This window comes from Rhodoblastus sp. 17X3 (assembly GCF_030056575.1).
Classification (GTDB): domain Bacteria; phylum Pseudomonadota; class Alphaproteobacteria; order Rhizobiales; family Beijerinckiaceae; genus Rhodoblastus.
This window is the reverse complement of the sequence record NZ_JASHHX010000033.1, coordinates 1-20486: the sequence shown is the minus strand read 5'-3', so window position 1 is coordinate 20486 and position 20486 is coordinate 1. Positions and strand designations below refer to the sequence as shown.

Below are 20486 nucleotides of genomic sequence, written 5' to 3'. Positions count from 1 at the left end.
TCATCGCGACCTATGCGGATCAGCAGCGATCAGATCCGCTCATTTGGTCCAAGCCAAGGTTATTCCCGATCAACGCCACTTGGCATGATGCCGCAAAAACAGGTGGGATCGAGAGCATGCGCGGGTCGGACCTCTGGACGACCTCTCGAGCGTTCGTCAGGCGGCGCCCCCGCCCAAAAGCGTGTGGCTGCGCGCGCCGCCGGCTATCGCAAGACGGGCGACGATATTACTCGCGAGATTTTGCGCTTCCGCGATCAGCGCTTCATCATCCGACCGCTCGGCAATAGCCGCACAGCGATCAAAACATCCTTCAAGGATTCGCAATCCGTCCGCGATATCGGCGCCAGCATCGCCTCGGGCTCTTTTCCAACGCGGGGCATGATCGTCGCGCCCTGTTCGATGCGGACCTTGGCGGCGATCGCACATTGTCAGGCCGACAATCTGATGGTTCGCTCCGCCGACGTCCATTTGAAGGAGCGTCGTCCGCTGGTGCGTGTGGCCAGGGAGACTCCTCTGCATCTCGGCAACTTGCGCGCGATGGTCGCCACGACCGAAGCGGGCCCGATCGTGATGCCGCCGGCTCCCGCGTTTTACCTGAAGCCCGCCAGCGTCGCCGAGATCATCGAAAAGAACAGCGACACTGTCCTGCTGTCATTTCACTTCACCGGCGCCGCCCTCGACGACGCGCTCGACCGACTGGCCGAACCGCCGCCTTGAGATGTCACGACGCCGGCGCGGCCAATCGTTGCAACTCGGGAAGCTGTGAACTTGCTTCATTCGCCGTGCCTGACGACGTGAGTTTTCTTGAGCGTATAGGTCTTGCCGTCGACCGCGAATTCGATTTTATCGCCAATGCGCACGGCCTCGATCAATGAAGCCGGATCGACATCACGTTTCCCATTTGTCGCCGCGCCACCGTGACGCCCGGCGATTCAATCAGGAAAGGGACTTTGACAAAACTATTCCTTTGGATCGTAAAAAGGCGGTTCGGGCTTGGCCAATCGGTCCAGCGCCGCCGGATCGCGAATTTCGACGGTCGCGCGTCGCACATGGACATCGTATTTGCCGAGCGTCGCCAGCCCCCGCGAAAGAACTTCCGGAACCATGCCGAGTCGCGCAGCCAGAGTTCTTTTGTCAAAGGGAATGGCGAAGTGGTGACTCCCGCCGGTTTCTTCGTCTCGGTCCAACATCCAATTCGCTAATCGTTCGACAGCGGAAAGAAGCGTTTGCCGCCTGAGTTCGCTCGTAACAATGCGATAAGAATGCGCCAGTTCGATCGCCATTTTTCTGGAGAACAACTCGTCTTGATCAAACGCCTCACGCACGCGATCGGCCGGGATCATCAGAATCTCGGATGGCTGAAGCACGCGCGCCGATGTCAAATGGAATCTGTTCGTAATAACCGCCGCGACGACGAATGCGTGCGGCGGCTCGATCACGGCAAATTCCGTCTCCTGATTTCGATACCGCGAGAAAAGCTCAACGGAGCCGTCGATCACGACATGAAGAAAATCAGCAGGGGTTCCTTCGAGAGCAATGATTGCGCGGGACGAGAATTTCCGCCTGACGCTGCATTGCAACATCAGATCTATCGTCGATTGCCGACATCCATCCCAAAGCGGGTGATTCGACAACTCACCGCCTTCTGGCAAGGGCGTCAGTCGAGAATATTCTGATTGAAGCGCCAGCACTTCTCACGCTCCCAATGCATTCGGCCAATGCAAGCCATAGGTCCGCCGGCGATCACAGGGGATCGACGGCCGATTCGCCCACCTCTAAGCTCGATGGCGACTGGATCGTATTCATCTTCCCGCTTCGTCCGCATCGGGCATTGACTTTGGTTAGCTTCGACGCGGATGTTTCACGAATTCTCACCAAACATCGATGATCGAAGTCCGGTCTCTTTGCATATGCTTCTTGGCGCCACCAAACGCCGCCGCATCGGTGAATTGCGACGGCCTGTTTTGGATCAAGATGATCAATCGAGGAAACGTGGGAACAGGATGTTGTTTTCCATATGGATATGATCGATCAGGTCGTCGGAAAGTTTGCGCACCCCGTTATAGAGAGCTCTCCATGATCCGCAGGCGCCTTCTGGCGGCCGCATGTCATAGGTAAGCACCGCAAGCGCCTCCAGGACTTCGCCATGCCCCACATGTTCAGCCTGCATCGCCGCGATCGGCGCACTGACCATAGGATGTCCCGCAAGGATCATCGGAAACAGGATAGCCTCCTCCTTCTGCATGTGCGCGCCGAGCGTTTGCTCCATTTCCGTCAGAAATTCCGCCAATCCTTTCGGGCACTCCGGATGATCCGCGTGAACTTTTTCGACCCGCCGCGCCAATTGGATGAGTTCCGGAAGCTCACGCCGATGCGTGTCGTGATACCGGGAAACGATGTGATCAATCATCGCCTCGGGATCGTCGGGCGTTTCAGTTGGTTGCGGTATCAATCCGGCGAGTTGGCGCTCGATAGTGGCAAGATCGGCTCCGCGTCGTTCCACCGCGGCGGCGAGCGAAAACCCGCCGTTGCAGCAATAGTCGAGCTTGTGTTTACGAAAAATGGCGATCGCGCCGGGAAGCTTTACCGCAATCTCTCCAATCGAAGTCGCGCCGAAATTCAACTGCAGCAAGTCCGAATCCGTCATTGTCAGCCTCCTTGCGAACAAAGGAAACTCCCGTCGCATCGCCAATCTTCGCACTTCGTCAACAAGCCAATCGTTGCGCGTCCGCAAACTCTCGGCGATTGAACGATCCGCCATCAGCGCGCGGAGACATTTTTTCAGCACGTCGCGCTCGTTGGAAAAGGCGCCGCTCCCATGGATTCCGCTTGACGGGGGTGGTAAGAGGCGACGTCCGCGTAAGCTAAGGCATCCAGGCTTGCTTTGCGCGCCATGTCAGCTGGAACAGAACAGCAGGCTTAGACATCATGTCGAATTCAAAAAATCCTGAAACGATCGCGGCGGCCAATGGCGTCGCCGTCGACACTGCATTCGGCGCGGTCACGCCACCGATCATATTGTCCAGCACCTTTGCTTTCGCCGGCTTCGAGCAACCGCGCGCCCATGATTATACGCGAGCAGCCAATCCAACGCGTGACATGCTCGCGGACACGCTCGCCAAACTTGAGGGCGGAGCCGGCGCCATTGTGCTGTCTTCCGGGATGGCTGCCGTCGATCTGGTCTTGTCCCAACTGGCGCGCAACGATCTGGTCGTCGCGCCCCATGATTGTTATGGCGGCACATATCGCCTTCTCGCGGCCCGCCGTGACCGCGGACAATTCGATGTCGCCATCATCGACCAAGGCAATGAGGAAGCTCTCGCGGCATCGTTGCGACGCTGTCCATCCCTGGTGCTGATCGAAACGCCGAGCAATCCTTTGATGCGCGTTGTCGATATTCGCGCGATCGCGACGCGGGCGCACGCGTCGGGCGCAAAAGTCGCCGTCGACAACACATTTCTTTCGCCAGCGTTGCAACTTCCAATAGCCTTGGGCGCGGACTTCGTCATTCATTCGACCACCAAATATCTCAATGGCCATTCCGATGTCGTCGGCGGCGCGGTCATCGCGGCGGACAAGGCGGATTTCGAGAGTCTTTCGAACTGGGCCAACATCACCGGCGTGACGGGCGCGCCATTCGACTCCTATTTGACGCTGCGCGGATTGCGCACGCTGTTTCCGCGAATTCGGCAACAGCAATCGAACGCCGGCGCCATAGCAAGATTCCTTGAGCGGCGACCGGAAGTGAAAGTTGTCCACTATCCTGGCCTGGCCTCGCACCCCGGGCACGAAATCGCCAGGGCGCAGCAAGCCGGCTTTGGCGCAATGCTCAGCTTTGAACTGGCGGGTGGGTCCGAGGCGGCGCGACGCTTCGTCGAGGCCGTGGAGGTTTTCACTTTGGCGGAATCGCTCGGCGGCGTTGAAAGCCTTGTCGCGCACCCCGCGACGATGACCCATGTCGGCATGTCCGCCGAGGCGCGCCTCGTCGCGGGCATCGGCGACGGACTCCTGCGTCTGTCCGTCGGTCTAGAAGCCGAAGCCGACCTGATCGCCGGCCTCGCAATGGGTTTGGCCGCCGTCGCCGACGGCAAGAAGCAGGAGAGCCGATCATGAACATCGATTGCCTTGCGCAGACACTCTTCACGGCGAAATGCGTCTGCTCCAGTGATCACGCGAAGTGACGTCATTGCAGCGCGCATAATATCCTTCCGCTCCGCGGCGGCGGCGCAACTGCTGCACAGGGCCGGCGCCCGACGCGCCAGGCCGGTTGTGGCGATTACGGTCCCGTCGGAAGCGCTGGCCATTCTGGCTTACGCGGCTTCCGTTCTGCAAGCACTGCTCTTTTCAGTCGATCCCGAAAGGAACCAGTTTTTGCAGCCAGCGCAATCCGGCCAGATATTTCACAGGCAAAATGAATCGGCCTAATTTTGAGAATCTGCGCCTGCCCACAAGCACGGAAGTGAAGCAAGGGCAATCTTCTGCAAGTGATTTGCAAGTGATGAGCGCTGGCCGAAAGCGTGAGGTTCGCAGGCCATGAAACGGCTGGCCCCGGCGCGGCGAACAGGGGGCGAAATTTCATGCCGCCTGCCCCCCGACTTTATCTGAAATTTCGACGCAGCCCCTGAAAAAACAACTTGGCGATTTGCGCCTCACGCCTGAAGCCGCGGGTCACGAAAATCCGTCGCCTATTTGTCGCCCGACAAATAGGGGCTCGCAATTCCCGAGTAAGAAAACCGCGTGATGGCGACGTCGCAATGCGCGCCAAGCGTGAAGACTTCTCTGTCCGCCCAGGCCTCGGCCGCTCTCAAGGAGCGACCGCCCTTGTTCGGGGCGACGCCTGAACATGGATTTCTCCGCCTCCTAACAAACCGGATTCGGACCGCTCATGACGACCAACACATTATCGACCATCACCTGCCCGTCCTGTGGCCATCGAGCGACTGAGCAGATGCCGACGGATTCCTTCCAGTCGTCTTATGAGTGCAAGGGTTGCGGCGCCGTGCTTCGTCCCAAAACTGGCCGCGATTGTGTGTTCTGTTCCTATGGCGACATTCCCTGCCCCCAGACCCAGGCCGAACGTGCGGCAAGGGCGGAGGCGGGATCGTGTTGCGGCGGCTGCGGCGGCTAACCAGCCTGTCGGCCACCGCAGGCGGCGGCATTCGCGACCACGACGACACTTGAAAACACTTGGTGATCTTCCAAAACGCGAATCGCCTTTTCGTGACAAACGTTCTGGCTTGTTCTCGGCCAATTCTGCTCCCCGTCCTGCGAAACGCCCGCGAAGTTGAACGAAATGTCCGTCTCCGACAGCGACCGATCCGAACTGGAAGGCAGCCAATTACCTGAATGCCTGACCTTGTGGCGTTGCATAGGCTGCGGCGCCATGGGGAATTCGGAGCCATGCGCCGGAACGTGCGAATTCCGGAAACTTGAAGTCGTGAGCGCCGACGAATACGCGGACTTGCTTGAGAGTTTCGCCACGGTCGCCGAACAGGCCGAAAGCCTGGCGGCGGTGGTTCAAGAAATCGCCGCCCTTGGCGGCGGCACAGGCGATCACGAGGGCGCCTACCGCCGCCTTCAGATCCGTGCGCGCGAAATTCTCCGATTGTCCCCGCAGTGCGAGCCGTCGCATCAAATTGTCGTTACTCCGGCCGATGAGTACGCCACCGTCTGGCTGTGTCGCACGTGCGGCCAGGTCGAGGCGCCGCAGTCGTGCCTTGGCGTGTGCATCCGCCGCAACGGCGATTTCGTGCGAAGCAGCGATTACGTCGAATTGGTCGCCCGGTTCGAGGCGCAAATTTTCAAGGCGCACCAATTTCGCTCGCTCTTGCTGCAGCTGGCCTGGGTCGCGCCGCGAGAAGGTCAGTGGGAACGCGCCTGCCAGGCATTTCGGGAAAAGGCGGTCGAACTTTTGCGTTCCGCTCAGCCGTCGCCGGGTTCGATGGAAGATAATCGAGGCGATCCGGTCAAATTATGCGCCGAAAGACCGCGCGCGGGAGCCTGAAATGGAATGGGCTTGCCTTCGGCGGGACCCTTCCCAGTTTTGGAGCCACAACAGCCTCTGCATTCATGATGCAGCCGACCGGCGTCAATAGAAACCATGCGCCCCTGCGACCGCGCCAAGCAACGTCACGGCGGCGACCGCGAGCAAGACCGAATGCAGCCGCGCCATGCGGCGCAGGGTCGACTCAGGGTCACGTTGCGCCAATTGTTCGAACCGGGCGTGCAGGAGCGGCTCCAACACGAAAACCATCAGCATGAAGACCAGCCAGAGGCCCAGCATCGCCGACATCCACCAGAAATGCGGGTCGGCGAAACGCGCCCAAAGATCCAATCGATAGGTCATCCACAGACCGGCTGCGCCCGCGAGGGGAATCGAGACGCGGACCTGGGCCGCGAAACGCCGCTCCACAGTCTCGAACAACGCCAACGCATCCGTCGCCAACGCGCGTGAACGGGCAAGAGGCAAAACGACCAGAGTCACGAAAGCGACGCCGCCGATCCAATGGACCAGAGCGAGCACATGCAGGGCTCGCGCAAGAATGATGTCATCGATCATGGTTTCTCCACAAAGGGCCGGTGGGCGACTGCGGCAATCTGGACTGCTGCGAAAACAATTCATAGCGTTCATCTCGTCGCCAGATTGGCCGCACGCCTGATATGGCCCGTTTGGGAATCACGGCCTTCGCAAATGACTTCCGTCAAGGCGCCCCGGCGAAAAATTGCGCATTCAGGTTTGAACGCACCATCTTTTCGAGGACGTCATGAATTTACCGAAGCTGCCCCTCGGCGTCCCGCTCATGGACCGGGACCATGCCGTGCTCGAACACATGTTCAGCACTCTCCCACAGACCAGGGATGCGGAACTGTTACCGTTGTTCGAAGCCATCGCTCAGGAAATTTGCGATCATTTCAGCCGCGAAGAAATCATGATGGAACGGGAGCAGGTTCCGATTCTGTCCTGCCACAAGGCGCAGCACGCCGCCCTGCTTCGAGAGGTCGAGACGATGCGGGCTTATCTCGCGACAGCTGACGCAAGGGTGCAACGTCACCAAATCGGCTTTGTCCTGGCCCACCTCGTCGCAAATCATGTTGGCGGCGTCGACCAGGTCACATCGACGTTTCTGACCAACCGTTCCGCGAAAAGCCCGCCCGAATCCGATTGCGCGCCGCAGTCCGCTTGCATGGCCAGTTGATCTCGATCAAAGCGAACCGCGCCGTTTCCCGGTTTAATATGTTTGTCGCCCGGGGCATGCCTCGGGCGATAACGCGTTGCTGGTTCGCAACTGCTCGGGGCGGAAATCATGTGCAATGCAACATCCACCAAGGGGCGTTTCGATCCCGGCAATTGCCCGCTGCTCGCAGGTCTTTCCCCAGACCAGCAGGCGGCGCGAATGGCGAGGGATCCGCGAATCCGGAATTGCATCGCCCAACTGGAAGGCAATGCGGCGCCGACGTCTTCCACCTCCAAGCTCTTGGCCGCCTATGAAAAGCGCGGGCGCGCGAACAGGATTTCGACTGTCGAGATGGAGACAGTATTGGCGCTCTAATTCGGAATTGTCTTAATCGACGCGAATTTGGGCCCCGCAAGAGGTGGTATAGACCGCAAGGCTCAGCTCATCTCAAGGGATGCGCCAAATTCGCCTTGCGCCGGGCTACGGAACGCCCGACCCTCGTAATCCGCCGCCCAAACGGAAACGTCGGGAAACGCCCGGATCATCGGCGCGATTTCCGCCCGTGAGGCGATATAGAGGCCCGTCGACAGAGCGTCGGCGACAATCGCCGAACCGGCGTGGACGGTCAGCCAGCGCCAGGAACGCGCCGGCCGCCCGGTCCGCGGATCAAAAAGATGATGGTCGCCGTTGTGGGCGAAAACTGTTCCCGATCCGGCCGAAGTCGCGAGCGAACCGCCTTGCAGGCCGATCGTCCCGCCGCCCTCCGGCAAATCGATCTTCCATCGCCCCTTGGCCGGACGTCCAAGCGCACGCATTTCGCCAAGATCGACCAGAACCCGCGAAAATCCGTATCGTTTCAGCAAGTCGGCGCCGCGATCGGTGACATAGCCCTGGGCGACGCCATTCAAGGTCATGCTTGTTCCGGCGCACAAGGATATTCCGCCGGCATCGAAAGCCACGCGTTCGAATCCGACTCGCTCTCGCGCTTCAATGAAGCGGGGCCCATCCGGCGGCGTCCGGTCGAGATCGGACGCATACCAATCGACATACAGGTTCCAGAGCGGCTGCACGGTCGGATCGAACAGCCCGCCTGTCGCTTGATGGGCGCGCGCGCAGAGGTTCAGGACGGCGACAAGGTCCGGCGACGGCGCGTCAAGTCGGCCCTGCCTGTTCAGACGCGACAGCTCGGACGTTTCGCGCGCAAGGCTGAAAATGCGCTCAAGGCGTTCAATTTCCTCCAGAATGGCCTCGACGGCGATCTGCGGCGCGACATAGCCCTCGCCCGCGAAAAGCAGCCGGACCTGCGCGCCCATCGCCTCGCCGCGCCACTCGAAATCCGCTGAAGCGCGGGACGCGCCAATGGCGGCGGCCCCGACGCCGAGCGCCAGAATGGTCAGGGTCCGCCTACGCGTGAGGAGCGTTTCAACCATGGCCGGCGTCCTTCCTTGCCGCGAGCATCGCTTCCATCGCCACCCGTCGCGCTTCTCGGCCCTCCAGTCCTTTGCAGACTTTCGCATCGTGATACATCGCCTGGCAGTTCAAACAGTAGATGCACTCATTTGGACTGATCACCCCTTGCGGATTGATCGCCTTGACGGGGCATTGGACCGCGCATTGACGGCATTCCTTCCCGCATTGCGGACGCCGCTTCAACCATTCGAAGGTGCGCAGGCGCGCGGGCAGGGCCAGCGCTCCGCCGAGCGGGCATAAATAGCGGCAATAGAAGCGCCGCACGAACAGACCCGCCGCCAGCGTCGCCCCCGCGAACAGCACGAATGGCGCAGCGCGCATGAAATGCAGCGCGACCACAGTCTTGAACGGCTCGACTTCGGCGGCGCGAAAGGCCCATTCCATCGAATTGAGCGAAATGGCGAAAATCGCGAGAAACACCAGATATTTGATCATGCCCAGGCGTTCATGCAGCGCCCATGGCGGCTCCCACTGCTTGACGCCGAGGCGACGCGCCGCTTCGTTGAGCAGTTCTTGCAACGCGCCGAACGGACACAGCCAGCCGCAGAAAACGCCACGCCCCCAAAACAGCATGGCCATCGCCACAAACCCCCAGAGAATGAAGATCAAGGGGTCGAGCAGGAACAGTTCCCATTTGAAATCGGTCCGCAGCGCATGGATGAAGGTCACGACATGCACGACCGACAATTGCGCCTTGGAATAGAGCCCCAGGAACAGGAGCGTGACGGCGAGAAAGGCGATCCGCGTCCGCCGGTAAAGTTGGAGATGCTCGACCAGCGTGTCCTGGAACAGCAGGATCGCGAACAGCGTCGCCAGCATGGAGAGCAGCACCGCGATCTCGGGCGCCCGCGCCCGCCAGATGTCCATCCACAGGGCGCGATCGGTCACTGTGGGCGGAGGAGCGACATAGGACTCCGGCAAACGGTAGTCGAGATCGAATGGCGCGGCCTGCGTCGCGCGGTCGGCGTCGACGCGCGACAAAAGAAACGACAGGCGGAAGGGTTTTGCCGGATCAAAGCCAGAGCTCGACGGCAGAATGAACAGAGCGCGCTCGCGTAGCTCCGGCGCGTCCGGCGGCGCCAGCTGGTCGAGATCGCGATACATCTCACGCGTCAACCGGATGGTCCGGTCGCCCTGAAGCAGGGTCAGACGATCGAAGACGCCCGTGCTGCGCCAGTCTGAGCCTTTGAACGAGAGCAGACCGTTCGCGCCGACGAACAACAGATTGTCTTTCGGGCCGATCGTCGCGATCAGCGAATCATAGATGTGTTTGCCGAGCAAATTCTGGCCAACGCCAGCAGGCGTCGCCAAAGCGGCGAAGGCCTCGATCAGAAGGAGATCCGGCTCCGGCGCGCGCCCGCCCACGGCGTTGGCGAATTCCCGCGCGTCAACGCGCCGGCTTGCAATGGCCTTCGACGCGATCAGGCCGGTCCAATCCGAAGGTTCGAATTTTTCGCGCAATATCCCACCGGAAGCCGCCAATGCGCCAACGCCGCGGGCCACGATCCGCGCCGAGCGCACCACGGCGTCGCGAAACACTCCGCTGGAGACCGTCGCCCCGGCCAGCGCGTCCGCGCGCCGAGCCGAGGACAAGCCGGTCACGCGGTTCAGGCCCAGAACGTCGAGCCCACTCAAGCCGGCGACGAACTCCCGCAATTGTTCCGGCGAAATTCCAATGATCAGAATAGGTTCGCTTTGACGCACCAGCCGCGCGGCGATAATCGTCATATTGGCGTCGAGCGCGACCTCGATATCCACCGGCTGCCCGGAATAGCCGACCGACTGAATCACCGCCCAGGTCGAGAACGCCCATCCGCGCACGCGACCGTCCGCGCGCGCTTCGACAATTTGAGCTCCATCGATCGATCTTTCAGCGAATTCGACTTTCGCGGCGTCGTGCGCGAAGGCCGCGCGCGCGAAATTTTCAAGATTCTGGGCACGCACTGCCGGAGCGAACAGCAGCGCCAGCGCCAGGAGCCCTGATCGCAGAACCTGTAAAGCGGTTTTCTCAATCATTATCTTGCCGCCGAACCCGCCGCCCGGGCTCGGCCAATTGCGCATATTCCGCAATTCTCCTCTTTGACTTCGGTTAGCTCGCACAATTTTGTTTGGCCTAACCGAAGTCAAGGAGAGCTTCTCCGCGCGTGACATAGCTGTTCTGTCATTCCATCGGAGGGACAGCCATGTTCGAAATGACCAAACATCTGCGAAAGGCCCTGCCCTTCGGCGCGGCCCTGGCGCTCGCGGCCGGACTCGCAGCAGGAAACGCCAACGCTCAACAACCTGCGCCTAAAGTTCAGTCGCACCCGGCTTCGCCAATTCCGCCCTACGAGCCGAACCTCAATGTGCTCCCTACCCCCGAACAGCCGGGACAAAAGCCTGGAGACCCAAAACTTTCGCCGGAAGAGTTCGCCGCCGCCAACAAGATATTTTTCGAGCGTTGCGCCGGCTGCCATGGCGTTCTGCGCAAGGGTGCCACGGGCAAGGCGCTGACCACGGACCTCACAAAGAAGCTCGGCTACGAATATCTGCGCGACTTTATCACTTACGGCTCGCCGGCGGGTATGCCGAACTGGGGCACGTCCGGCCAATTGTCGAAGGAAGAAGTCGACATGATGGCCCGCTACCTGCTGAACGAACCGGCCACGCCGCCGGAGTTCGGCATGAAGGAGATGAAAGAGACCTGGAAGGTCATCGTCCCCGTCGCCGACCGGCCGACGAAAAAAATGAACGACCTCGATCTCGACAATCTTTTCTCGGTCACTTTGCGCGACGCGGGCGAAGTCGCGCTGATCGACGGCGCCTCGAAGAAGATCGTCACCCGCATCAAGACCGGTTATGCCGTGCATATTTCGCGCATGTCGGAATCGGGACGCTATCTCTATGTCATCGGACGCGACGCCAAGCTCGACCTGATCGACCTGTGGGCGCCAACGCCGAATGTGGTCGCCGAGGTCAAGATCGGCGCGGAAGCGCGCTCGGTCGACACCTCAAAGTTCAAGGGCTTTGAAGACAAGCTTGCGGTCGCGGGCGCCTACTGGCCGCCGCAATATGTGATCATGGACGGCCCGACGCTGGAGCCGCTCAAGATCGTCTCGACCCGCGGCATGACCGAGGATACGCAAGAATATCATCCCGAACCCCGCGTGGCGGCGATCTTCGCTTCGCATTACGCGCCGGAATGGTATCTCAACATCAAGGAGCGCGGCGTCATTCTCGCGGTCGACTACTCCGATCTGAACCAGCTCAAGACGCGCGAAATCAAGGCCGAACGGTTCCTGCACGATGGCGGCTTTGACACCACGGGCCGTTACCTGTTTTCCGCGGCCAACGCCCGCGACAAGATCGCTATCGTCGACACCAAGGACGGCAAGCTGGTCACCGTCGTCGATACGGGCGGCAAGACGCCGCATCCGGGTCGCGGCGCCAATATCATCCATCCGAAATATGGTCCGGTATGGGTGACCTCGCATCTCGGCGACGAATCGGTTTCCTTCATCGGCTCAGATCCGGTGAAACACCCGAACGAAGCCTGGAAGGTTGTGCAAAAAGTTGAGGGACAAGGCGGCGGCTCGCTGTTTGTCAAGTCGCATCCGCAATCGCAGAACCTCTATGTCGACAGCCCGCTGAACCCGGACGCGGAGATCGCATCGTCGGTCGCCGTGTTCAAGATCGCCGATCTGGCGCAAGACAAGCCGAAATATACGGTGCTGCCGATCGGCCAGTGGTCGGGCATTGCCGAAGGCCAGCGGCGAGTCGTTCAGGGCGAGTTCAACAAGGACGGCAGCGAGATCTGGTTCTCCCTGTGGAATTCCAAATCGCAGGAATCGGCGATCGTCATCGTCGACGACAAGACCTTGAAACTCAAAGCCGTCATCAAGGATCCTGCTCTGATCACGCCCACAGGCAAGTTCAACGTCAACAATACGCGCAAAGACATTTACTAAAATAAGTGAGCGGCGGAGCTTTGGCGCCGCCGCTTCTTTCCCTCGCGCGGGAGCAGCATCATGGCTAATGGCGTTGTTTATCTCGTCGGAGCGGGGCCGGGCGCGCCCGACCTCCTCACGCTCCGAGCCCTGCGGATTATCGAGACAGCGGACGTGCTGGTCTATGACCGCCTCGTCTCCGAGCCTATTCTCGCACTTGCTCCAACCGGAATTCCACGTCTCGATGTTGGCAAGCAGCCAAAATGCCATCCCGTTCCGCAGGACGAAATCAACCAATTGCTCGTGCGCTTGGCCGCGCGCTATGCCCGGGTGGTGCGTCTCAAGGGCGGCGACCCCTTGTTATTTGGCCGCGGCGGCGAAGAGGCCGCGCATCTGACGCAGGCGGGGATCGCCTGCGAAATCGTTCCGGGCGTGACTGCGGCGCAAGGCGCCGCCGCTGCGTCTGGCATTCCTCTGACGCAGCGCGGCTGCGCCAGCAGCCTGCGGTTCCTTACCGGCCACGGTCGCAATGACAGCGATCTTGATTTCGACTGGCCCGGCCTCGCCGATCCGCGCACCACGCTCGTCGTTTACATGGGCCTCGCCAATATTGCGTTCATCTCCGAACAATTGCTGGCGCAAGGCCGCTGTCCATCGACGCCGGTCGCCGCCATCAACAATGCAACCATGGCCTCGCAGCGGCGGTTGATCGCTCGTCTCGACAATATTGTCGAAATGGCCCAAGCGGCCCGGTTCGAAGGGCCGGTCTTGTTCATCATCGGCGAGGTTGCCGGCCTCTCGCTCGGTTCAGTTTCAACTCAGATCGAGAACGTTCGGACGGTCCGCCATGCGATTTAGCGCGGCAACATTCGCCGCAGCCGCACTGCTGGCCTCGATCGTTGGGGCAGCCGGACAAACCTCGCGCGAAAATCTCGTTTCGCTTGTGCGTGAGGATTGCGGCTCCTGTCATGGCCTCACCCTCAAGGGCGGGCTCGGCCCATCCTTGCTGCCCGGCGCGTTGGCCAACAAGGACGCGGCGACGCTGGGCGAAATCATTCTCGACGGCGTGTCGGGAACGCCGATGCCGCCCTGGCGCGGTCTGCTCAGCCCGGAAGACGCGCGCTGGATCGCCGAAAACCTCAAGGAGGGATTTCCCAGATGAACCGCAGAGGCTTTTTGGGCGCAGGTCTCGCCGCCGGCGTCCTGGGCGGCGCGGCGGCGCGCGCCGACGAGCGGACGCCGCCCCTGCGCGGAACCGGCTCGCTCGGACTCATCGTCGAACGCGCGACCGGCTCAGTCCTCGTCATTGAGACGATGCAAAGGATCAGCCTCGGCCGGATCGATGGGTTGGGCGATCTCTCGCATGCGTCCGTCGTGTTTTCGCCCTGCGAACGCTACGCTTATGTCTTCGGGCGCGACGGCGGCCTGACCAAGCTGGATTTGCTCGAAATGCGCATCGAGAGGCGCGTCGTGCAGGGCGGCAATTCGATTGGGGGCGCCATTTCCGACGACGGCAGGCTAGTGGCCGTTTCAAATTACGAGCCCGGCGGCGTCAAGGTTTTCGACGCGGAATCCCTGACGGAAGTCGCGTCCATTCCCGCCATCGGCGCCAATGGGCGCGCCTCGAAAACGGTCGGCCTGGTTGATCTTCCCGGGCGGCGTTTTGTCTATTCGCTCTATGATGCGGGCGAAATCTGGATCGCCGATTTTGGCGAAAGCGGGACTCCCGTGGTCACCAAATTCCTTGATGTCGGCCTGCTGCCCTATGACGGCAACGTGACTTCGGACGCGCGGCATTATCTCGCGGGGCTGTTCGGCGAGGATGGCTTCGCCCATCTCGATCTGTGGAGCGCCAAACCGAAAATCGAACGCGTCCTGCAAGGCTATAACGCGGGTCGCAACAAAATTCCCGTCTACAAGATGCCGCATCTCGAAGGATGGGGACAAACCGCCAACGACCTGATCCTGCCCGCGGCAGGCCAGCATGAAGCGCTGGTGCTCGACCTCGAAACAATGCGCGAGAAAAAGCGCATTCCGGTGCACGGGCAACCGATCTTCTGCGTCGCCCGGCCGGACGGACGCGAGGTCTGGCTCAATTTCGGCCATCCTCAGAACGACACAGTGCAGATCATCGACGTGCCGACACTCGAAGTCGTGCATAGCTTTGCGCCGGGGCCGGCCGTGCTGCATCTCGAATTCACGCCTCGGGGCCACGAGGTTTGGATTTCAGTGCGGGACGCCGACAGGGTCGATGTGATGGATGTTCGGCGCCGCACCAAGGTGGCCGAGATTCCCGCGCAAAAGCCGTCCGGGATTTTCCTCGCCGCGCGCGCGCATCGATTGGGGTCATGACCATGCTCGACGCCATCGATAAAGCCCTGATCGACGGCTTTCAACGCGACTTTCCGCTGTTGTCGATGCCCTTCCAGCATGTCGGCGCCGAGATCGGCGTCAGCGCCGAAGCCGCGCTTCTGCGTGTGCGCCGGCTGGTTGACGCTGGGGTCCTGTCGCGTCTTGGGGCCGTACTGCGGCCCAACCGCGTTGGCGCGTCGACGCTTGCGGCGATCGCCGCGCCACAGGAACGGCTTGAAGCGGTTGCCGAACTCGTCAATGCGGAACCGGGCGTCAATCACAATTACGAACGCGAACATGCGGTCAATCTGTGGTTCGTCGTCACCGGACGCACCCAGGACGCGGTGGCGGCGACCCTCTCGCGGATCGAGCATCGAACTGGCCTGCCCGTCCTCAATTTCCCCATGTTGCGCTCATTCCACATCGATCTCGGCTTTCCGGTTTTCGACGGCGCATGCAAGGCCCGGATCGCCGCTCCCCTGGTGGAGGCCAGCGCGTCGCCTGACGATCTCTTGCTGCTGACGGCGATCGAAGATGGACTGCCCCTCACCCAGCGCCCGTTCCGGCAAGTCGCGCAATGGCTGGACTGGTCCGAAGCCAAAGTCTTGAGCCGTCTTGACGCCTTGATCCGCGCCGGCCTGATCGTGCGTTTCGGCCTTGTCGTCAAACATCGCGCCCTGGGCTTTCACGCCAACGCCATGCTGGTCTGGGATATCGACGACGAGGCTCTCGTCGAGACAGCCACGAGCCTCGCCGCCGAACCAAGCGTCACCCTTTGCTATCAGCGACCACGCCGCCCGCCCGCCTGGCGCTATAACCTTTATTCGATGATCCACGGCCGCGATCGTGAGACTGTCCTGACGGAGGTCGATGCTCTGGTCGCGAAAGTCGGCTGCTCCGCGCGCGACATGGCCATTCTATTTTCCCGCCGTTGCTTTCGGCAACGGGGCGCAAGGCTCTCCGCAGCATGAGGTCCGCAATGCTCGACGAAATCGACAGAGCGATCATCAACCAGTTTCAGGGCGGCTTTCCGCTGTCACACAGCCCTTTCGCAGAGGTCGGCGCAAAATTCGGCCTCGACGAGGCTCAGGTCATCGAACGCATCAAGGCGATGCGCGATGAGGCGTCAATCACGCGCTTTGGTCCCTTGTTCAATGCCGACGCCATGGGCGGCGCCTTCTGCCTTTGCGCCATGGCGGTTCCCTCCGAGCGATTTGACGAGACGGTCGCACTCGTCAACGCCCACCGTGAGGTCGCGCATAATTACCAACGCGCCCATGCGCTCAACATGTGGTTCGTTCTGGCGACCGAAAAGCCCGAGCGCATTGCGGAGCTCTGCGCGGAGATCGAAGCGCAGACCGGCCTGCGCGTTTTCGCATTCCCGAAAACCCGCGAATTTTTCGTCGAATTCCGGGTGCGCGCATGAAACCGCTCGTTTCCCAACCCGATCCCCTGGACCTGGCCTTAATCCGGTCGACCCAGGGCGGCCTGCCGCTTGAGCCACATCCCTATGCGGCCGTCGCAGAGCGGATCGGAACCACAGAGGCCGATGTCATCGCGCGACTCGAGCGGATGATGGAAAGTGGCGTTGTGCGCCGCATAGGCCTCGTTCCCAATCATTATCGACTGGGATTGACGGCCAATGGGATGACTGTCTGGGATGTAGAGGATTCCGAAGCCGAGCGCCTCGGCTCCTGGGTCGGCGCGCTGGACTTTGTCAGCCATTGCTATTTACGTCCCCGGTCCCTTCCCGAATGGCCATACAATCTGTTCGCGATGGCGCATGGCGCCTCGCGCGAGGAGGTTCAGCTGAAAGCGCAGCGCATCGGCGATCTGCTGGGATCGGCCTGCCGCGGTTCAGACATTCTGTTTTCCACCCGGATTCTGAAAAAGACCGGGCTGCGACTCGGGGAATAATATCATTGGCCCCGGCGGCGTCAGCCGCCGCCACGCCCGTCGGCGCCGATACCAGGGAGCATTTGCAACGCCCCCTGGCAGAAGCTGAAAGGACAAAATGTTTCGTCTCACGGAAATGCTGCGGGAACTCAAGAACCCGACGCCCGTCGGCCCAAGACGCGATCTGCCCGGGCCAGTCGTGATCTGGAATCTGGTGCGCCGCTGCAACCTCAAATGCAAGCATTGCTATTCCATATCCGGCGATGTCGATTTTCCAGGCGAACTTTCAACGCAGGAAGTCCATGAAGTCATGGACGACCTCAAGGCTTTTCGCGTGCCGGTGCTGATCCTTTCGGGCGGCGAACCGCTGCTGCGCCCCGATATTTTCGATATTTCCAGACGCGCCAAGGCAAAGGGATTCTATACCGCACTCTCCAGCAACGGCACATTGATGACCGGCGCAATCGCGGAACAAATTGCAGAGATCGGCTACGATTATGTCGGCGTCAGCCTTGACGGAATTGGAGCGACGCATGACCGATTCCGGGGGCAGGCCGGCGCCTTCGACGCCGCTCTTGCTGGCTTGCGACGCTGTGGCGAGCTTGGCGTAAAGGTCGGCCTGCGTTTTACCATGACGCTCGATAATTGGCGCGAACTTCCCAACCTCGTCGCTTTGGCCGAACGCGAAAACGTGGATAAATTCTATTTATCCCATCTGGTCTATGCCGGCCGCGGCAACAAGAACCGCGGTGACGACGCAAGTTGGAGCGTCACCCGTGACGCCATGACCTATTTGTTCGAGACCGCCTGGGCCTCGCTGGAGCGCGGCGACACCCGTGAATTCGTAACCGGCAACAACGACGCCGACGCGGTGCTTCTCTACCAATGGGCCTTGCGGCGTTTTCCCGAACGCGCCAGCCATTTGCGCGCCAAGCTGGCGCAATGGGGCGGCAACGCCACCGGCGTCAATGTCGCCAACATCGACAATCTCGGCAATGTTCATCCGGACACGATGTGGTGGAGCTATTCTCTGGGAAACGTTCGTCAGAGGCCGTTTTCGCAAATCTGGACCGATGTATCCGACCCCATCATGGCGGGGCTCAAACAACGCCCGCGCAAGATTTCGGGCCGCTGCGGCGCCTGCGCGTTTTTCGATATCTGCGGCGGCAATACGCGAGTGCGCGCCCTGCAATTGAGCGGCGACGCCTTCGCCGAGGATCCGGCCTGCTATCTGACCGACGAGGAAATCGGCGCGCCCGAGGCCGAACGTCTGGTGATGCGCCCGTTCCGGGGAGTTCGAAATGAAAAAGCGCGGGTATAAGAATTTCGTCGCGGTTGCGGCGATCTCCCTGGCGTTCGGCGCGACCTCCAAAGCCGATCCCGACATTAACTCCCTATACCAGTCGAAATGCGCCGCATGCCATGGCGGCGACCGTTTTGGCGCGGTCGGCCCCGCGCTGCTGCCGGACAATCTCGGCCGCCTCGGCAAGGCCGGCGCCGAGGCCGTGATCCGCGACGGACGCGCGGCGACGCAAATGCCCTCCTTCAAGGCCGAACTCGACGAGGCTTCCATCAAGGCGCTGGCGGCTTTTGTCTATTCCCCGCCAGCGACCAATCCGCATTGGGGCGCCAATGAGATCGAAGCCTCGCGCGTCTTGACTCAGGCGCCGGCCGTCGCGAGGCCAGTGTTCGAAGCGGATCCACTCAATCTCTTTGTCGTCGTCGAGGGCGGCGATCATCATGTCACTATTCTGGACGGCGACAAATTCGAGCCGATCACCCGTTTCGCCAGCCGCTTCGCGCTGCATGGCGGGCCGAAATTCACTCCGGACGGACGCTACGTCTTTTTCTCCTCGCGCGACGGCTGGGTGACGAAATACGACCTCTGGACGCTGAAGGTCACAGCGGAAATCCGCGCCGGGATCAACACACGCAACATTGCCCTTTCGAAAGACGGCAAATATCTGGCGGTCGCCAATTATCTGCCGGATACGCTGGTGATCCTGTCGGCGGACAATCTGAAGATCGAGAAGATTTTCGACGTCGCCGACCGCGACAAAAAGCCCTCGCGCGTTTCCGCTGTTTACCAGGCCCCCGAACGCAACAGTTTTGTTGCGGCGCTAAAAGACGTGCCTGAAATATGGGAAATCTCCACCGATCCCGACGCGGCGCCGGTCTATGCTGGCCTTGTGCATAGCCATGAGAAATCGATGATCGAGGCCCTTCCCGCTGAGCAGGGTCTGTTCGCGCTGCGCCGCATCGAGATCAGCGAGCCGCTCGACGATTTCTTTTTCGACCCGTCTTATCGCGATTTGCTGGGCGCAAACCGCGACGGCGGCAAAGCCATCGTGGTCAATCTCAATGTCGGCAAGGAGATCGCCACAATCCCGTTGTCGGGTATGCCACATCTGGGCTCGGGCATTTCCTGGTTGCGCGACGGCAAGCGGATCATGGCCACGCCAAACCTGAAGGAAGGCAAGATCAGCGTTATCGACACCAGCAACTGGTCATTGATCGGCGCGATCGAGACAGCGGGGCCAGGCTTCTTCATGCGAAGCCACGAGAAAACCCGCTTCGCCTGGACGGATTCGTTCCTGTCGCTCCAGCACAAGGACGAAATCCAGATCATCGATAAGGAGACGCTGCAAGTCGTGCGCACGCTGAAACCGGCGCCCGGAAAAACCACGGCCCATGTCGAATTCGATCGCGCCGGCAAACATGCGTTGGTGAGCGTCTGGGAGATGGACGGAGCGTTGATCGTCTATGACGCGGAGACATTTCAGGAGATCAAGCGCCTGCCGATGTCGAAGCCTGTCGGCAAATACAACGTATATAACAAAATCACGTTTTCGGAAGGCACCAGCCATTGAAACACGTGGGCGCCAACCGGATTGCCAGTCTCAGGTCTCATCGTTCCACGACGACCTTTCGGTAAATTCCGCCAGCTTTCCGACATCCCGAATATGCACGCTTTCGCGCTCTACCGTTACGCCAAGTCCACGCAATCTGGCGAGGGCGCGTGAAAAGCTTTCCGGCTGCATCCCAAGTCGATTGGCGATCAGGGATTTTTCGTAGGGCAATGCAATTGTTGCTGGTCCTCTGGTATTTTTAACCTGATCCAGCAAAAAGTCCGCGATGCGCTGCCGCACTGATTGGGCTTTGAGTTGTTCAATTTGCTCGACAAGCTGCTTCAGGTGCAGGGATGCCGCCGCCAACATGTCGAACGCCAGTTGCGGCTTCTGAATGATCGCCCGGCGTAGGGCGCCGCCATCTACCCGCAGAATGCGCGCCGGCGAAACGGTTTCCGCCGTCGCCGGATAGCGGCCGCCCAGAAACATCGCCGCTTCGGCAAAACTCTCGCCCGCAGTAAAGATGGCGACTACCACCTGATCGCCGCCTTCACGTTCCCGGTAAAGCTTCACCCAGCCTTCAAAAACGACGAAAAACGATTCAGCCGGGTCACCCTGCTGGAAAATGGGTTCGCCGCGATCATATGATCGCGCAACGCGATTCTGGACAATGGAGCGGGTAATGTCCGGCCCCATCGCCCTGAAAAGCGGCGCGCGCATCAAAATAGATTCATCATCGGTCATCATGGCTCAAAAAGCTTCCCGGGCGACCACCGGAATCTTATCAGCTTTTGGGCGCGGAACCAAAGATCGCGTTG

Annotated in this window: 21 protein-coding genes; 15 read left to right on the top strand and 6 right to left on the bottom strand. The window is 60.7% G+C overall.

Going from position 1 to position 20486, the window contains the following annotated elements:
• Positions 1-12: 12 nt before the first annotated feature.
• Positions 13-717, top strand: coding sequence for a UbiX family flavin prenyltransferase (locus QM467_RS19140; RefSeq protein WP_283367938.1), 705 nt, complete (start codon positions 13-15; stop codon positions 715-717).
• A 242-nt stretch (positions 718-959) separates the two neighbouring features.
• On the opposite strand, the gene QM467_RS19135 is transcribed toward QM467_RS19140, so the two are convergent.
• Positions 960-1691 (bottom strand): cyclic nucleotide-binding domain-containing protein, encoded by a 732-nt coding sequence (locus tag QM467_RS19135; RefSeq protein ID WP_283367937.1) that lies wholly within the window; start codon positions 1689-1691, stop codon positions 960-962.
• A 287-nt stretch (positions 1692-1978) separates the two neighbouring features.
• Complete coding sequence (gene ytfE / locus QM467_RS19130) at positions 1979-2647, bottom strand: iron-sulfur cluster repair protein YtfE (protein WP_283367936.1); 669 nt, start codon at positions 2645-2647, stop codon at positions 1979-1981.
• 281 nt (positions 2648-2928) lie between these two features.
• On the opposite strand from ytfE, the gene metB reads away from it, so the two are divergent.
• The 3 genes from metB to QM467_RS19115 all read left to right on the top strand — a co-directional run bounded on the left by metB (position 2929) and on the right by QM467_RS19115 (position 6004).
• On the top strand, positions 2929-4113 hold the full coding sequence (gene metB, locus QM467_RS19125; RefSeq protein ID WP_283367935.1) for a cystathionine gamma-synthase: 1185 nt from the start codon (positions 2929-2931) through the stop codon (positions 4111-4113).
• Between the two features lie 772 nt (positions 4114-4885).
• Complete coding sequence (locus QM467_RS19120; RefSeq protein WP_283367934.1) at positions 4886-5128, top strand: GDCCVxC domain-containing (seleno)protein; 243 nt, start codon at positions 4886-4888, stop codon at positions 5126-5128.
• Positions 5129-5437: 309 nt separating this feature from the next.
• Entirely contained in the window at positions 5438-6004 is a 567-nt protein-coding gene (locus tag QM467_RS19115) for a hypothetical protein (protein ID WP_283367933.1), read from the top strand.
• Between the two features lie 84 nt (positions 6005-6088).
• On the opposite strand, the gene QM467_RS19110 is transcribed toward QM467_RS19115, so the two are convergent.
• Positions 6089-6559 (bottom strand): hypothetical protein, encoded by a 471-nt coding sequence (locus QM467_RS19110; RefSeq protein ID WP_283367932.1) that lies wholly within the window; start codon positions 6557-6559, stop codon positions 6089-6091.
• A 205-nt stretch (positions 6560-6764) separates the two neighbouring features.
• Here QM467_RS19110 and QM467_RS19105 point away from each other — a divergent pair, with 205 nt between their 5' ends.
• Positions 6765-7196, top strand: a complete 432-nt coding sequence (locus QM467_RS19105; protein ID WP_283367931.1) for a bacteriohemerythrin — start codon at positions 6765-6767, stop codon at positions 7194-7196.
• A 108-nt stretch (positions 7197-7304) separates the two neighbouring features.
• Complete coding sequence (locus QM467_RS19100) at positions 7305-7550, top strand: hypothetical protein (RefSeq protein WP_283367930.1); 246 nt, start codon at positions 7305-7307, stop codon at positions 7548-7550.
• A 62-nt stretch (positions 7551-7612) separates the two neighbouring features.
• Here the strand turns inward: QM467_RS19100 and QM467_RS19095 are convergent, their stop codons facing one another.
• Positions 7613-8605, bottom strand: a complete 993-nt coding sequence (locus tag QM467_RS19095) for an FAD:protein FMN transferase (RefSeq protein WP_283367929.1) — start codon at positions 8603-8605, stop codon at positions 7613-7615.
• The gene (locus QM467_RS19090) at positions 8598-10661 is read right to left on the bottom strand and encodes a NosR/NirI family protein (protein ID WP_283367928.1); all 2064 of its coding nucleotides are present in this window, start codon (positions 10659-10661) and stop codon (positions 8598-8600) included. Before QM467_RS19090 ends, QM467_RS19095 begins: the two co-directional genes overlap by 8 nt.
• A 167-nt stretch (positions 10662-10828) precedes the next feature.
• Between QM467_RS19090 and QM467_RS19085 the strand changes: the two genes are divergently transcribed.
• The 9 genes from QM467_RS19085 (at position 10829) to QM467_RS19045 (ending at position 19689) form a co-directional block, all read left to right on the top strand.
• Positions 10829-12592: a nitrite reductase gene (locus QM467_RS19085; protein WP_283367927.1), complete on the top strand. Its 1764-nt coding sequence runs from the start codon at positions 10829-10831 to the stop codon at positions 12590-12592.
• A 60-nt stretch (positions 12593-12652) separates the two neighbouring features.
• Entirely contained in the window at positions 12653-13429 is a 777-nt protein-coding gene (cobA, locus tag QM467_RS19080; RefSeq protein ID WP_283367926.1) for a uroporphyrinogen-III C-methyltransferase, read from the top strand.
• The gene (locus tag QM467_RS19075; RefSeq protein WP_283367925.1) at positions 13419-13733 is read left to right on the top strand and encodes a c-type cytochrome; all 315 of its coding nucleotides are present in this window, start codon (positions 13419-13421) and stop codon (positions 13731-13733) included. Before cobA ends, QM467_RS19075 begins: the two co-directional genes overlap by 11 nt.
• Positions 13730-14923, top strand: coding sequence for a cytochrome D1 domain-containing protein (locus QM467_RS19070; protein ID WP_283367924.1), 1194 nt, complete (start codon positions 13730-13732; stop codon positions 14921-14923). The genes QM467_RS19075 and QM467_RS19070 overlap by 4 nt, the downstream gene beginning before the upstream one ends.
• Positions 14920-15894, top strand: a complete 975-nt coding sequence (gene ahbB, locus QM467_RS19065) for a siroheme decarboxylase subunit beta (RefSeq protein WP_283367923.1) — start codon at positions 14920-14922, stop codon at positions 15892-15894. Before QM467_RS19070 ends, ahbB (QM467_RS19065) begins: the two co-directional genes overlap by 4 nt.
• 8 nt (positions 15895-15902) lie before the next feature.
• Entirely contained in the window at positions 15903-16349 is a 447-nt protein-coding gene (locus QM467_RS19060; RefSeq protein ID WP_283367922.1) for an Lrp/AsnC family transcriptional regulator, read from the top strand.
• Positions 16346-16840: a siroheme decarboxylase subunit beta gene (gene ahbB / locus QM467_RS19055; protein WP_283367921.1), complete on the top strand. Its 495-nt coding sequence runs from the start codon at positions 16346-16348 to the stop codon at positions 16838-16840. The genes QM467_RS19060 and ahbB (QM467_RS19055) overlap by 4 nt, the downstream gene beginning before the upstream one ends.
• Before the next feature lie 97 nt (positions 16841-16937).
• Entirely contained in the window at positions 16938-18140 is a 1203-nt protein-coding gene (gene nirJ, locus QM467_RS19050; protein WP_283367920.1) for a heme d1 biosynthesis radical SAM protein NirJ, read from the top strand.
• Positions 18121-19689: a nitrite reductase gene (locus tag QM467_RS19045; RefSeq protein WP_283367919.1), complete on the top strand. Its 1569-nt coding sequence runs from the start codon at positions 18121-18123 to the stop codon at positions 19687-19689. Before nirJ ends, QM467_RS19045 begins: the two co-directional genes overlap by 20 nt.
• Before the next feature lie 30 nt (positions 19690-19719).
• On the opposite strand, the gene QM467_RS19040 is transcribed toward QM467_RS19045, so the two are convergent.
• The gene (locus QM467_RS19040; protein ID WP_283367918.1) at positions 19720-20415 is read right to left on the bottom strand and encodes a Crp/Fnr family transcriptional regulator; all 696 of its coding nucleotides are present in this window, start codon (positions 20413-20415) and stop codon (positions 19720-19722) included.
• Between the last annotated feature and the right edge of the window lie 71 nt (positions 20416-20486).

What these genes read in the sequence shown, in the direction of transcription:
- ytfE (WP_283367936.1), bottom strand. Translation starts at nt 2,647, where the DNA reads ATGACGGATTCGGACTTGCTGCAGTTGAATTTCGGCGCGACTTCGATT.
- QM467_RS19105 (WP_283367931.1), top strand. Translation starts at nt 6,765, where the DNA reads ATGAATTTACCGAAGCTGCCCCTCGGCGTCCCGCTCATGGACCGGGAC.
- QM467_RS19085 (WP_283367927.1), top strand. Translation starts at nt 10,829, where the DNA reads ATGTTCGAAATGACCAAACATCTGCGAAAGGCCCTGCCCTTCGGCGCG.
- ahbB (WP_283367921.1), top strand. Translation starts at nt 16,346, where the DNA reads ATGAAACCGCTCGTTTCCCAACCCGATCCCCTGGACCTGGCCTTAATC.
- ahbB (WP_283367923.1), top strand. Translation starts at nt 14,920, where the DNA reads ATGACCATGCTCGACGCCATCGATAAAGCCCTGATCGACGGCTTTCAA.
- metB (WP_283367935.1), top strand. Translation starts at nt 2,929, where the DNA reads ATGTCGAATTCAAAAAATCCTGAAACGATCGCGGCGGCCAATGGCGTC.
- QM467_RS19040 (WP_283367918.1), bottom strand. Translation starts at nt 20,415, where the DNA reads ATGATGACCGATGATGAATCTATTTTGATGCGCGCGCCGCTTTTCAGG.
- cobA (WP_283367926.1), top strand. Translation starts at nt 12,653, where the DNA reads ATGGCTAATGGCGTTGTTTATCTCGTCGGAGCGGGGCCGGGCGCGCCC.
- QM467_RS19120 (WP_283367934.1), top strand. Translation starts at nt 4,886, where the DNA reads ATGACGACCAACACATTATCGACCATCACCTGCCCGTCCTGTGGCCAT.
- QM467_RS19060 (WP_283367922.1), top strand. Translation starts at nt 15,903, where the DNA reads ATGCTCGACGAAATCGACAGAGCGATCATCAACCAGTTTCAGGGCGGC.
- QM467_RS19070 (WP_283367924.1), top strand. Translation starts at nt 13,730, where the DNA reads ATGAACCGCAGAGGCTTTTTGGGCGCAGGTCTCGCCGCCGGCGTCCTG.
- QM467_RS19100 (WP_283367930.1), top strand. Translation starts at nt 7,305, where the DNA reads ATGTGCAATGCAACATCCACCAAGGGGCGTTTCGATCCCGGCAATTGC.
- nirJ (WP_283367920.1), top strand. Translation starts at nt 16,938, where the DNA reads ATGTTTCGTCTCACGGAAATGCTGCGGGAACTCAAGAACCCGACGCCC.
- QM467_RS19095 (WP_283367929.1), bottom strand. Translation starts at nt 8,605, where the DNA reads ATGGTTGAAACGCTCCTCACGCGTAGGCGGACCCTGACCATTCTGGCG.
- QM467_RS19045 (WP_283367919.1), top strand. Translation starts at nt 18,121, where the DNA reads ATGAAAAAGCGCGGGTATAAGAATTTCGTCGCGGTTGCGGCGATCTCC.
- QM467_RS19110 (WP_283367932.1), bottom strand. Translation starts at nt 6,559, where the DNA reads ATGATCGATGACATCATTCTTGCGCGAGCCCTGCATGTGCTCGCTCTG.
- QM467_RS19075 (WP_283367925.1), top strand. Translation starts at nt 13,419, where the DNA reads ATGCGATTTAGCGCGGCAACATTCGCCGCAGCCGCACTGCTGGCCTCG.
- QM467_RS19140 (WP_283367938.1), top strand. Translation starts at nt 13, where the DNA reads ATGCGGATCAGCAGCGATCAGATCCGCTCATTTGGTCCAAGCCAAGGT.
- QM467_RS19090 (WP_283367928.1), bottom strand. Translation starts at nt 10,661, where the DNA reads ATGATTGAGAAAACCGCTTTACAGGTTCTGCGATCAGGGCTCCTGGCG.